An 11,675-nucleotide genomic window follows, 5' to 3' on the forward strand; every position below is an offset into this window, starting at 1 on the left:
CCATCAGTGCAGCAACGGCCGGGGTGAATCGCGCAGCTCGGCCAGCATCTGGCGCATCGGCTCGGCGTCGGCCGCGTCGGGCACGTGGTCGAGGTAGGCCACCAGGTCGTCGGCGGCCGCGTCGGGCTGGCCGAGTTCGGCAAAGGTCAGGCCGCGGTCGCGCCGCTCGTCCCACGCGTCGGGCAGCAGGCAGACCAGGCGGTTCTGCACCGCCAGCAGGCTCGCGAAGTCTTCCGACTGCTGGTGGATCGATTTCAGGTTGCGCAGCATGCGGGCGATGATGTCGCGCGGCGCGGCCGACTGCAGAAACAGCCCCAGCGGCACCTCGAAATCACCGACCAGGCCTTGCTTGCGGCGCAGCGGCTCGAGCCGCTCTTCGAGCTCTTCACGCGACAGCGAGCGGCCGTTGAACGGGTCCATCACCGCCTCGCCGTTGGGCAGGCGCAGCTTGACCAGGAAGTGGCCAGGGAACGACACGCCACGCGCCACCAGCCCGGCGTGGCCAGCCAGCTCGATGTAGACCAGCGCCAGCGAGATCGGGATGCCGCGCCGGCTGGCCAGCACCTGGTGCAGGTAGCTGTTGCCGGCGTCGTAGTAGTCGTTGACGTTGCCGGCAAAGCCCAGTTCGCGGAAAAAATAGCGGTTCAGCGTGCGCAGCCGGTGCATCGCGCTGGCATCGGCGGGCAGGCGGCGCTTGAGCTTGTCACCCAGGGCTTCGATCTGGTCCAGCACCGCCTGGGTGTCCAGGTCGGGCTCGGCGTCCTGCCCCAGCGAGACGGCGGCCTCCAGCAGCGCGAAATGTTCGTCCTCGGCCACCAGCGACGCGAAATACTCCAGCGGGCTGATGGCTTCCAGGCGCAGCGGGAAACTCATGCCCCGAGTGTAGGACTTTTGGCCTGACCACCCCAGACTGACTGACGGCGCGCCGGTCCCCTGCCCAGGCGTCACGCCCGGCGTGCAAACTGCCGCAAATCCACCCCGCACAGCCGCAGCACGCCAAAGTAGGCCAGCACCGAGGCCACGATCACGCCCGCCAGCCAGGCCACCCGCAGCCCGGGGTGGGCCTGCATGCCCAGCCAGTCCAGCGCCGTGGAGGCGAAGAACAGGCCACCGCCGAGCAACACGTTGGCCGGCAACACCCGCGCCACGAAAGCCGCCCAGCCCGGGCTCGGCTGGTAATGCCCCTGGCGGCGCAGGCCCCAGAGCAGCCAGCCGGCGTTGATCAACGCCCCCAGCCCGATCGACAAGGCCAGCCCGGCGTGGCCCAGCCAGGGCACGAAGACCAGGTTCATCAACTGGGTGCAGACCAGCACCGCCACTGCGATGCGCACCGGCGTGCGCATGTCCTGCTGGGCAAAGAAGCCGGGCGCCAGCACCTTGACGCCGATGATGCCCATCAGGCCGCAGCCGTAGCCTTGCAGCGCCCGCACTGTCATCTCGACCGCCTCGGGGCTGAACTTGCCGTAGTGGAACAGCACCGCCACCAGCGGCTTGGCGAACAAGCCCATCGCCACCGCGAACGGCAGCGCCAGCAGCACCACCAGCCGCAGGCCCCAGTCGAGCTGGGCCGAGTAGCCGGCGTCGTCGTTCTGCGCCAGCCTGGCCGACAGGCCCGGGATCAGCACCACGCTCAGCGCAACGCCCAGCAGCGCGGTCGGAAACTCCATCAGCCGATCGGCAAAGAACAACCACGACACGGCGCCGGGCCCCAGGTGCGATGCGATCTGCGTGTTGATCAGCAACGACAGCTGCGCCACCGACACCCCCAGCAGCGCCGGCCCCATCTGCCGGAGCACGCGGTGCACGCCAGGGTGGTGCCAGGCTCGTCGCCAGGCGGCGGGCCCCAGGCCGATGCGGGGCAGGCAGCCGATGCCGCGCAGCGCCGGGATCTGGATCGCCAGCTGCAGGACACCGCCGAGCATCACACCCGCCGAGAGGGCATGGATCGGCTCGATGTGGTGCCGCTCCAGCCACGGCGCGAGCAACAGCATCGTGCCGATCATCGACAGGTTCAGCAGCACCGGCGTGGCGGCCGGCAGCGCGAAGCGGCGCCAGGTGTTCAGGATGCCGGCCGACAGCGCGACCAGCGACATGCAGCCGATGTACGGGAACATCCAGCGTGTCATCACGACCGCCAGGTCCAGCTTTTCCAGGCCGGCGCCGAACATCCAGACCACCACCGGCGCGCCCACCACGCCCACCACGCAGGTCACCACCAGGGCCCAGAACAGCACCGTGGCCACCGCGTCGATCAGCGCCCGGGTGGCGTCATCGCCCTGGCTGGCGCGCGTGGCCGCCAGGATCGGCACGAAAGCGGCCGAAAAAGCCCCCTCGCCGAACAGCCGGCGCAGCAGGTTGGGGATGCGAAAGGCGACCTGGAAGGCGTCGGTCAAGGCGCCGGCGCCGAAATGGCTGGCGATCAGCTGGTCGCGGACCAGGCCGGTCACGCGCGACAACAGCGTCCACAGCGAAACCGTCGACGCGGCCTTCAAGAGATTCATGGGCGGGCCAGCAGTTTGCTCGGGGCGTGAAAGGCGGCGGATTGTAGCCAGCGCCCCACCCGGCCCGGCCGGGGCGCCGCGGGTTTCTTGCAGCACCCTGCAGGTAAATGCTATACTCGCCGGCTCTTTTCCCACCAGAAAACCTCAAACACCATGGCCACCTCCTCCAAAGCCAAGAAGCGCACCGTGCGCCTGGCCTCGGGCCGCAAGCGCGCCCGCCAAGACGTCAAGCTGAACGCCGCCAATTCGTCGCTGCGTTCGAAGTTCCGCACCTCGATCAAGAATGTCCTGAAGGCTGTCGCCACCGGCGACAAGACCAAGGCCACCGAGTTGTTCAAGACCGCCCAAAGCGTGATCGACTCGATCGCCGACAAGGGCCTGTTCCACAAGAACAAGGCCGCCCGCCACAAGAGCCGCCTGTCGGCCAAGGTCAAGGCGCTGGCCGCCTGAAGCCTTTTTCCTGGTGGGATGCAAAGGGCTCGCAGCGCGAGCCCTTTTTCATGGCGAGCCCGGCACTGCCCGGGCTTTCTTCATTGCCGGGCCGGTGTCACAGGCCCGGCCGCGCCTTCGGTGGCGGGTCCGGCAGCAGGCAGGCGTCGGCCACTTGCAGCCCGTTGTCGCGGGCGAAGTTCATCACGAAATCCCAGGCCATCGGCTCGATCTCGCGCAGCGCCTCGTTGACGATGACGCACTTGACGCCGTTGATCACGGTGGGCACGCAGTAGGGCGAATAGCCGATGTGGGCGCCCGGGCCGCCCACCACCCCACCGGGGCGGAAGCACGACATGGCGCCCGCCAGGCGCTCGGCCCAGTCACTGGGTCGGAACGTGCGGCCCTCCAAGGTCAGGCCTTGGATGAAGACTTCGCGGGGCTTGGACAACGACATCGGCGGGGGCGTGGACGCCGGCAACAACGGATCACTGGCGTCGACGGCGAAAGGCGTATTGTGCCTTGGAGTTGCTGCGCCGCAGCATGCACCGGCTATGCGCCGGTTCGAGACCCGCGCTTCATCGGCGTGGCGACAGGCCCGCTTTAGAATTCCCCGAGGGCTGGCGCGTGACCGAGCTGACGCGGCTGGCCCTTCTCTTTTGCCCCACAGGAGCCGAGCCGATGACCGCGTCCATGCCGCATGTGATGAACACCTATGGGCGCCTGCCGATCGCGTTGTCGCACGGCCGCGGCTGCCGTGTGTGGGACACCGAAGGCAAGCAGTATCTGGACGGCCTGGGCGGCATCGCCGTCAACACCCTCGGCCACGCCCACCCGAAGCTGGTGCCGGCACTGCAGGACCAGGTCGCCAAGCTGATCCACTGCTCGAACTACTACGAGAACCCGCTGCAAGAGCGCCTGGCGGCCAAGCTGTGCGAGTTGTCGGGCCTGAGCGCGGCGTTCTTCTGCTCCACCGGCCTGGAGGCCAACGAAGGCGCGCTGAAGATCGCGCGCAAGTTCGGCCACGACAAAGGCATCGCCAGGCCCGAGGTGATCGTGTTCGAGAAGGCCTTCCACGGCCGCTCGATCGCCACCTTGTCGGCCACCGGCAACCCGAAGGTGCAGGCCGGCTTCGAGCCGCTGGTCGAAGGTTTCGTGCGGGTACCGCTGAACGACATCGACAGCGTGCGCCAGATCGCCGGGAGCAACCCGAACGTGGTCGCGGTGTTCCTTGAAACCATCCAGGGCGAAGGCGGCATCCACGCCGCACGCTGGGACTACCTGCGCGCACTGCGCACGCTGTGCGACGAGCGCGGCTGGCTGCTGATGCTCGACGAGGTGCAGTGCGGCGTCGGCCGCACCGGCAAGTGGTTCGCCCACCAGTGGGCCGGCATCAAGCCGGACGTGATGCCGCTGGCCAAGGGCCTGGGCTCGGGCGTGCCGGTCGGCGCGATCGTGGTCGGCGACAAGGCCAAGAACGTGCTCGGCCCCGGCAACCATGGCACCACCTTCGGCGGCAACCCGTTGTCGATGCGCGCCGGCATCGAGACGCTGGAGATCATGATCGCCGACGGCCTGATGGACAACGCGGCCACGGTCGGCGCCCACTTGAAAGCCGCGCTGGAGCGCGAATTCGCCGGTCTGCCCGGCGTGAAAGAGGTGCGCGGCGCCGGCCTGATGCTCGGCATCGAGCTCGACCGCCCCTGCGGCGTGATCCTGAACCGCGCGATGGAAGCCGGGCTGCTGCTCAGCGTGACCGCCGACAGCGTGATCCGCCTGGTGCCGCCGCTGATCCTGACCACCGCCGAGGCCGACGAGATCGTGTCGATCCTCGCCCCGCTGGTCCGGACCTTCCTCGCCGAAGCACCTGCCACCTCGCCATGAAACCGGGCTACAGCCTCATGAAGCACTACCTGCAGTTCAAGGACTTTCGGGCCGAGGAATACGCCTACCTGTTCGAGCGCGCGCGCGTCATCAAGCAGCGTTTCAAGAATTTCGAGAAGTACCAGCCGCTGGTCGACCGCACGCTGGCGATGATCTTCGAGAAGGCCTCGACCCGCACCCGCGTCAGTTTCGAGGCCGGCATGTACCAGATGGGGGGCTCGGTGGTCCACCTGACCACCGGTGACAGCCAGCTGGGCCGCGCCGAGCCGATCGAAGACTCGGCGCGCGTGATCAGCCGCATGGTCGACATCGTGATGATCCGAACCTTCGAGCAGACCAAGATCGAGACCTTCGCCGCCCATTCGCGCGTGTCGGTGATCAACGGCCTGACGAACGAGTTCCACCCCTGCCAGATCCTGGCCGACCTGTTCACCTACCTCGAACACCGCGCGCCGATCAACGCCCGCGGCTACGACATGGACAGCCTGAAAGGCAAGGTCGTGGCCTGGGTCGGCGACGGCAACAACATGGCCAACACCTGGCTGCAAGCGGCCGAGATCCTGGGCTTCAAGGTGCACCTCAGCACGCCCAGCGGCTACGAGGTCGACCAGAAAGTCGCCGGCATCAGCGACACCAGCTGCTTCAAGGTCTTCAAGGACCCGCTCGAGGCTTGCCGTGGCGCCCACCTGGTCACCACCGATGTCTGGACCAGCATGGGCTACGAAGCCGAGAACGAAGCGCGGCTGAAAGCCTTCGCCGACTGGTGCGTCGACGCCGAGATGATGGCCGCCGCCCAGCCCGATGCGGTGTTCATGCACTGCTTGCCGGCCCACCGCGGCGAAGAGGTCTCGGCCGATGTGATCGATGGGCCACAGTCCGTCGTCTGGGATGAGGCTGAGAATCGAATGCACGTGCAAAAGGCACTCATGGAGTACCTTTTGCTCGGCCGGATTGGCTGACATGCCGAGCCGATGGCCCTTCAGGGCCAGCGTTCGATTCGGGGTCGGCTCACATCGTCGGCGGTGTGAAGCCGCCGAAGGCGGCGGGCCGACACCAGAACAGGATGCACGTGCAGAAGGCACTCATGGAGTACCTTCTGCTCGGCCGGATTGGCTGAAGGCCGAACGCCCGAGGGGGCCCGCAGGTAAGCGCTCGCCCTCAACCCGCCTCGCACCAACGCCCGCTCAGGCAGGCGTCAGCCCGTCGCGCGATCATGCGTCGAGGCAGACAATCCAACCGCCATGAAACTCGCCCTGATCACCGACCTGCATGCCAACCGCGAGGCGGTGCAATCGGTGTTGGACCACGCCCGCGCCCAGGGCGCCGGACGTTACGCGTTCCTGGGTGACTACGTCGGCTACGGCGCCGACCCGGCGTGGGTCGTCGATACGGTGATGGGCTACGTCGAGCAGGGTGCCATCGCCGTTGGCGGCAACCACGACGCGGGCGCGACCAAGGGTCCGTCGCCCAACATGCGGCTCGACGCGCGCCGAGTGATCGAGTGGACGCATGCGCAGCTGAGCCCGCGCCAGCTGGGTTTTCTCGAGACCCTGCCGTTGGCCAAGACCGACGGCGACATGCTGTTCGTGCACGCCAACGCCTTCGCGCCGGCCGAGTGGGAATACATCCAGAGCCGCATCGAGGCGGTGCGCAGCCTGCACGCCACGCCGTGCCACTACACCTTCTGCGGCCACATGCACGAGCCCAAGCTGTTTCACCTGTCGGGTACCGGCAAGGCGGGTGACTTCGTGCCGACGCCGGGCGTGTCGATCCCGGTACCGTCGCACCGCCAATGGCTGGTGATCCCCGGCTCGGCCGGCCAGCCGCGCGACGGCAACCCGGCCGCCTGTTATGCGATGTTCGACATCGCGGAGCAAATGCTCACCTTCCACCGCGTGCCCTACGACCACGAAACGGCGGCCGACAAGATCCGCCATGCCGGCCTGCCCGCCGGGTTGGCCGACCGCCTGGCGCATGGAGAGTAAAGAGCCTCAGGCCCCTGCCGGGCCACGCCCGCCGCTGGCGGTCGGCCAGGTGGTCGACCAATTCCGTCTCGAAGAATCGCTGCACCAGGGCGGCATGGCCACGCTGTGGCGCGTGACCCGGCTGCTGCCCGATGGCACGCCGGACCCGGCCAACGAGCTGCCGCTGCTGATGAAGGTGCCGCGCATCAAGGGCGGCGAAGACCCGGCCACGATCGTCGGCTTCGAGGTCGAGCGGATGATCATGCCGATGCTCAGCGGCCCGCATGTGCCGAAGTTCATCGCCAAGGGCGACTTCACGCGCCAGCCCTACATCGTGATGGAGCACATCCCGGGGCCATCGTTGCGCCCCCGGCTGGACGACGCACCGCTGGCGCTGGACGAGGTGGTCGAAATCGGCTCGCGCGTGGCCGCGGCCTTGCACGAGCTGCACCGCCAGCATGTGGTGCACCTGGACATCAAGCCGAGCAACATCCTGTTCCGGCCCGATGGCACCGCGGTGCTGATCGACTTCGGCCTGTCGCGCCACGACCACCTGCCCGATCTGCTGGACGAAGAGTTCACGCTGCCGATGGGCACCGGGCCCTACATGTCGCCCGAGCAGGTGCAGTTCGTGCGCAACGACCCGCGCAGCGACCTCTTCGCGCTCGGCGTGATGCTCTACCACTTCACCACCGGCGAGCGGCCCTTCGGCGCGCCGGAATCGGTGCAGGGGCTGCGCCGCCGGCTCTATGTCGACCCCGTGCCGCCGCGCGCGCTGCGCGCCGATTGCCCGCCCTGGCTGCAGGAGCTGATCCTGAAGTGCCTGGAGGTCAAGCCCGAGAACCGCTACCAGAGCGCCGCCCAGCTGGGCCTGGCGCTGCAGGACCCGGCGCAGATCCCGCTGACCCGGCGTGCCGACAAGCTGCAGCGCAGCAGCACCTTCAAGCGCTTCAAGCGCTGGTTCTTCGCGCTCGGCGCCGAGCCCGATGTGCGCCCCGTCAACACCACCGAGCTGGCCAAGAAGAGCCCGATCATCCTCGCCGCGGTCGACGTGGAAACCGCCAGCAACCACCTGCTGGACGAGCTGCGCGAAACCGTTCGCCGCATCGTGTTGACCGAGCCCGGCGCGCGGCTGGCCTGCGTCAGCGTGATGCGCACCGCGCGCATCGGCATGGACGAGCTGACCGACGAGCACGGCCAGAGCCTGCACGTGAAGCAGCTGATCGGCCTGAAGCACTGGGCCCGCCCGATCAGCAAGGCGCTGAACCTGGACGACGGCCGGCTGACCTTCCACGTGCTCGAAGCGCCCGATGCGGCCACCGCGATCGTCGACTTCGCCCGCCGCAACCACATCGACCACATCGTGATGGGCGCCCGCGGCAACTCGGCGCTGCGGCGCTACCTGGGCAGTGTGTCGTCGCAGGTGGTGGCCGAATCGGATTGCACCGTCACCGTGGTGCGCGCGGCCGAGCCGGAGGCCGGGTGAGCAGCATGGCTGGCGACAACCCTTGCGTGCGCTGCGGCGCCTGCTGCGCGAGCTTTCGGGTCGACTTTGCGCGCGCCGAGCTGATGAGCGAAGGCGGCGCGGTGCCCGATGGGCTGGCGGTCGATGTGACCGACCACGGCTGCCGCATGCGCGGCACCGACCATGCCCAGCCGCGCTGCGCCGCGCTCACCGGCCAGGTGGGCGTCGACGCCCGCTGTGGCATCTACGAGTGGCGCCCGGGGCCCTGCCGAGAGTTCGGCATGCTGGCCCCGCTGGGCCGTGGCGACGCGGCCTGCGCCCGGGCCCGCGCGCGCCACGGGTTGGCGCCGCTGCCCGGCTAGATTCCTCGCGGAGGGTGGCTGCGGTACTCCGCAGCCGGGTGCCCCAGTTCGTCAGTCGCGAACGGCCGACAGCGCCTTGTTCGCCCGCAGCGCCAGCAGCGTGCAGGCAGCGCCCGACAGCAGGTACAGGCTGACCGCGATCAGGCCGAACTTGGCGCCCAGGCCCAGCGCCACCAGCGGTGCGAACGCCGCGCCCACCAGCCACGCCAGATCGGCCGACAACGCAGCGCCGGTGTAGCGGAAATGCGGCAGGAAGTTCGACGTCACCGCGCCGGCGGCCTGGCCGTACGACAGGCCCAGCAGCACGAAGCCGATCAGGATGAAGGTGTCCTCGCCGGCAATGCCGCCGCCCAGCAGCGCCGGGGTGACGAGGCTGAAGACCGCGATCAGCGCCGCCACGCCGCCCAGCGTGCGGCGACGACCGATGCGGTCGGCCAGCCAGCCCGACAGCGGCATCGCCGCCGCAGCCAGGGCCGCGCCAACCAGCTCGACCGCCATGAACTGGCCGACCGACTGCTCCGAATACAGCATGATCCACGACAGCGGGAACACCGTGACCAGGTGGAACAGCGCGTAGCTGGCCATCGCGGCGAAGGCGCCGATCACCACGTTGTGGCCCTGCTCGGCGAACAGCTCGCCGACATCGCACGGGTCCAGCTCGTGCAGTTCGAGCTGGCGCTCGTACTCGTGCGTCACCACCAGGCGCAGGCGGGCGAACAAGGCCACCACGTTGATCGCGAAGGCGGCGAAGAACGGGTAGCGCCAGCCCCAGGTCAGGAAGTCGGGCGACGACAGGTTGGCCCACAGGTAGGCGAAAACACCGCAGGCGACGAAGAAGCCCAGCGGCGCACCCAGCTGGCCCAGCATCGCGTACCAGCCGCGGCGCTGCTCGGGTGCGTTCAACGCCAGCAGCGAGGGCAGGCCGTCCCACGAGCCGCCCAGCGCCAGGCCCTGGCCGACGCGGCACAGCATCAGCAGCGCGATCGCCGCCGAGCCCGCCTGTTCGTAGCCTGGCAACAACGCCATGCCCACCGTGGAGCTGCCCAGCAGGAACAGCGACACCGTCAGCTTGGCGCTGCGGCCGAACCGGCGCTGGATCTGCATGCTGACCACGGTGCCCACCGGCCGCACGACGAAGGCGACGGCGAACAGCGCGAACGCGTACAGCGTGCCCTGCAGCCGGCTGGCGAACGGGAAGAACACCGACGGGAACACCAGCACCGACGCGATGCCGTAGACGAAGAAATCGAAATACTCCGACGCCCGCCCGATCACCACGCCAACGGCAATGTCACCGGGGGCGACATCGGCATCGGCAGGGCGGGACGAACCGGGCGGAGACGTGGCAGCACCGTGAAAAGTTGGCAACGCGGCGGCGGCAGATGCGGAGGCAAAGGGCTGTGTCACGGGGGGGGCCTGGGACAAATTGTCCAATCGTTGATTTGGATCAATCAGGATAGATTCCGGCTCGCTGCGCAACTGGCGTTTTCCCGCGCGCTCGGTAACCCTGATGAACCTGCTTCGCTTTCTTTCCAGCACTCTGGCGGCCCGCCTCGGGCTGACCGGCCTCGTCCTGGGCCTGACCGGCTGCGACATGGTGGTGATGAAGCCCCATGGCGACATTGCCGCCCAACAGGCCCAACTCATCGTCACCTCGACGCTGCTGATGCTGCTGATCATCGTACCCGTGATCGCGCTGACGCTGATCTTCGCCTGGCGTTACCGCCAATCGAACACCGCGGCCACCTACACGCCCGACTGGGACCACTCGACCCGCCTCGAGCTGATCATCTGGGGTGCACCCCTGTTGATCATCATCGCGCTGGGGGCGATCACCTGGATCAGCACCCACAAGCTCGACCCCTACCGCCCGCTCGACCGCATCGACGCCGAGCGCCCGCTCGCGGCCGGTGTGAAGCCGCTGGTCGTCGAAGTGGTCGCGCTCGATTGGAAGTGGCTGTTCCTGTACCCCGAGCAGGGCATCGCGACAGTCAACGAGCTGGCCGCGCCGGTCGACCGGCCGATCCAGTTCCGCATCACCTCGTCGAGCGTGATGAACGCGTTCTACGTGCCCGCGCTGGCCGGCATGGTCTACGCGATGCCGGGCATGGAGACCAAGCTGCACGCCGTCATCAACAAGGCCGGTGACTACGACGGCTTCTCGGCCAACTACAGCGGCGCCGGTTTCTCGAACATGCGCTTCCGCTTCCTCGGCCTGTCGGACGCGGACTTCGCGCAATGGGTGGCCACCAACCAGAAGCAAGGCGGCAAGCTCGACGGCAAGGTCTACCAGCAGCTCGAGCAGCCGAGCGAGCGGGTGCCGGTGCAGCGCTACGCCAGCGTTGAAGCAGGCCTGTACGGCGCCATCGTCAACCGCTGCGTCGACGGCAACAAGATGTGCCTGAACCAGATGATGGCCATCGACGCCACCGGCGGCACCGGCAAGCCCGGCATCCCGGGCCTGCTGCGCCAACCCTGGCGCAACGAAGCCGGCGCCACCGAGCGCACCGTCGTCGCCGGCCTGTGCACGCCGACCAATCTGCTGGGCACGCCCGCCCTGACCGCCAAGCCCTGACCCCGTTTCACCGGCGTGCCACCTTCGGCGCGCCGGCACGAGAGCCCCGATGTCCACCGACTTGAGCACCCTGATCTTCGGCCGCCTCAGCCTGGAGGCCGTGCCCTACCACGAGCCCATCCTCGTGGCCACCTTCGCGATGGTCGCGCTCGGCGGCCTGGCCATGCTGGCCGCGCTGACCAAGTTCCGCCTCTGGGGCCCGCTGTGGCGCGACTGGGTCACCAGCATCGACCACAAGAAGATCGGCATCATGTACATCGTGCTCGGTGTCGTGATGCTGCTGCGCGGCTTTGCCGACGCCCTGATGATGCGCGCCCACCAGGCCATGGCCTTCGGCGACAGCGCCGGCTTCCTGCCGCCGCACCACTACGACCAGGTCTTCACGGCCCACGGCGTGATCATGATCTTCTTCGTCGCGATGCCGCTGGTCACCGGCTTCATGAACTACGTGGTGCCGCTGCAGATCGGCGCGCGCGACGTGGCGTTCCCGTTCCT

The 11,675-nt window shown here is 68.4% G+C and carries 12 protein-coding genes; 8 read left to right on the plus strand and 4 right to left on the minus strand.

The genetic code is table 11. The annotated features are described in order from the left end of the window. Positions 1–3: 3 nt before the first annotated feature. The gene (locus ACE3SG_RS17155) at positions 4–873 is read right to left on the minus strand and encodes a SirB1 family protein (RefSeq protein WP_374567007.1); all 870 of its coding nucleotides are present in this window, start codon (positions 871–873) and stop codon (positions 4–6) included. Positions 874–944: 71 nt separating this feature from the next. After that, positions 945–2,501, minus strand: coding sequence for a murein biosynthesis integral membrane protein MurJ (gene murJ, locus ACE3SG_RS17160; RefSeq protein WP_374567008.1), 1,557 nt, complete (start codon positions 2,499–2,501; stop codon positions 945–947). Positions 2,502–2,654: 153 nt separating this feature from the next. On the opposite strand from murJ, the gene rpsT reads away from it, so the two are divergent. Next, positions 2,655–2,951 carry a 30S ribosomal protein S20 gene (gene rpsT, locus ACE3SG_RS17165; RefSeq protein WP_374567010.1) on the plus strand — a complete coding sequence of 99 codons (297 nt, stop codon included), beginning with the start codon at positions 2,655–2,657 and terminating at the stop codon, positions 2,949–2,951. Between the two features lie 97 nt (positions 2,952–3,048). On the opposite strand, the gene ACE3SG_RS17170 is transcribed toward rpsT, so the two are convergent. Further along, positions 3,049–3,387, minus strand: a complete 339-nt coding sequence (locus tag ACE3SG_RS17170) for a DUF3579 domain-containing protein (RefSeq protein WP_374567013.1) — start codon at positions 3,385–3,387, stop codon at positions 3,049–3,051. Between the two features lie 224 nt (positions 3,388–3,611). Here ACE3SG_RS17170 and ACE3SG_RS17175 point away from each other — a divergent pair, with 224 nt between their 5' ends. The 5 genes from ACE3SG_RS17175 (at position 3,612) to ACE3SG_RS17195 (ending at position 8,605) form a co-directional block, all read left to right on the plus strand. After that, a complete protein-coding gene (locus tag ACE3SG_RS17175) occupies positions 3,612–4,814 on the plus strand; it encodes an aspartate aminotransferase family protein (RefSeq protein ID WP_374567015.1) in 1,203 nt (400 codons plus the stop codon). After that, on the plus strand, positions 4,811–5,773 hold the full coding sequence (gene argF, locus ACE3SG_RS17180) for an ornithine carbamoyltransferase (protein WP_374567017.1): 963 nt from the start codon (positions 4,811–4,813) through the stop codon (positions 5,771–5,773). Before ACE3SG_RS17175 ends, argF begins: the two co-directional genes overlap by 4 nt. Before the next feature lie 282 nt (positions 5,774–6,055). After that, on the plus strand, positions 6,056–6,799 hold the full coding sequence (locus tag ACE3SG_RS17185) for a metallophosphoesterase (protein ID WP_374567019.1): 744 nt from the start codon (positions 6,056–6,058) through the stop codon (positions 6,797–6,799). Next, on the plus strand, positions 6,789–8,264 hold the full coding sequence (locus tag ACE3SG_RS17190; protein ID WP_374567022.1) for a serine/threonine protein kinase: 1,476 nt from the start codon (positions 6,789–6,791) through the stop codon (positions 8,262–8,264). The genes ACE3SG_RS17185 and ACE3SG_RS17190 overlap by 11 nt, the downstream gene beginning before the upstream one ends. A gap of 5 nt (positions 8,265–8,269) precedes the next feature. After that, entirely contained in the window at positions 8,270–8,605 is a 336-nt protein-coding gene (locus ACE3SG_RS17195) for a YkgJ family cysteine cluster protein (RefSeq protein ID WP_374567037.1), read from the plus strand. 51 nt (positions 8,606–8,656) lie between these two features. Here the strand turns inward: ACE3SG_RS17195 and ACE3SG_RS17200 are convergent, their stop codons facing one another. Further along, positions 8,657–9,973: an MFS transporter gene (locus ACE3SG_RS17200; RefSeq protein WP_374567024.1), complete on the minus strand. Its 1,317-nt coding sequence runs from the start codon at positions 9,971–9,973 to the stop codon at positions 8,657–8,659. Between the two features lie 142 nt (positions 9,974–10,115). Between ACE3SG_RS17200 and cyoA the strand changes: the two genes are divergently transcribed. Together cyoA and ACE3SG_RS17210 are read left to right on the plus strand one after the other, a co-directional pair. Next, entirely contained in the window at positions 10,116–11,180 is a 1,065-nt protein-coding gene (gene cyoA, locus ACE3SG_RS17205; protein ID WP_374567025.1) for a ubiquinol oxidase subunit II, read from the plus strand. A gap of 49 nt (positions 11,181–11,229) precedes the next feature. After that, positions 11,230–11,675 (plus strand): cbb3-type cytochrome c oxidase subunit I (locus tag ACE3SG_RS17210; RefSeq protein ID WP_374567027.1); only part of this gene is annotated, 446 nt, incomplete at its 3' end.

It is taken from the genome of Ideonella sp., assembly GCF_041914305.1.
Lineage (GTDB): Bacteria > Pseudomonadota > Gammaproteobacteria > Burkholderiales > Burkholderiaceae_C > Ideonella.

Bases quoted from the DNA above. Each gene is read 5' to 3' on its own strand.
- cyoA (WP_374567025.1), top strand. From the start codon at position 10,116: ATGAACCTGCTTCGCTTTCTTTCCAGCACTCTGGCGGCCCGCCTCGGG.
- ACE3SG_RS17175 (WP_374567015.1), top strand. From the start codon at position 3,612: ATGACCGCGTCCATGCCGCATGTGATGAACACCTATGGGCGCCTGCCG.
- argF (WP_374567017.1), top strand. From the start codon at position 4,811: ATGAAACCGGGCTACAGCCTCATGAAGCACTACCTGCAGTTCAAGGAC.
- ACE3SG_RS17190 (WP_374567022.1), top strand. From the start codon at position 6,789: ATGGAGAGTAAAGAGCCTCAGGCCCCTGCCGGGCCACGCCCGCCGCTG.
- ACE3SG_RS17155 (WP_374567007.1), bottom strand. From the start codon at position 873: ATGAGTTTCCCGCTGCGCCTGGAAGCCATCAGCCCGCTGGAGTATTTC.
- ACE3SG_RS17195 (WP_374567037.1), top strand. From the start codon at position 8,270: ATGGCTGGCGACAACCCTTGCGTGCGCTGCGGCGCCTGCTGCGCGAGC.
- rpsT (WP_374567010.1), top strand. From the start codon at position 2,655: ATGGCCACCTCCTCCAAAGCCAAGAAGCGCACCGTGCGCCTGGCCTCG.
- ACE3SG_RS17170 (WP_374567013.1), bottom strand. From the start codon at position 3,387: ATGTCGTTGTCCAAGCCCCGCGAAGTCTTCATCCAAGGCCTGACCTTG.
- ACE3SG_RS17185 (WP_374567019.1), top strand. From the start codon at position 6,056: ATGAAACTCGCCCTGATCACCGACCTGCATGCCAACCGCGAGGCGGTG.
- murJ (WP_374567008.1), bottom strand. From the start codon at position 2,501: ATGAATCTCTTGAAGGCCGCGTCGACGGTTTCGCTGTGGACGCTGTTG.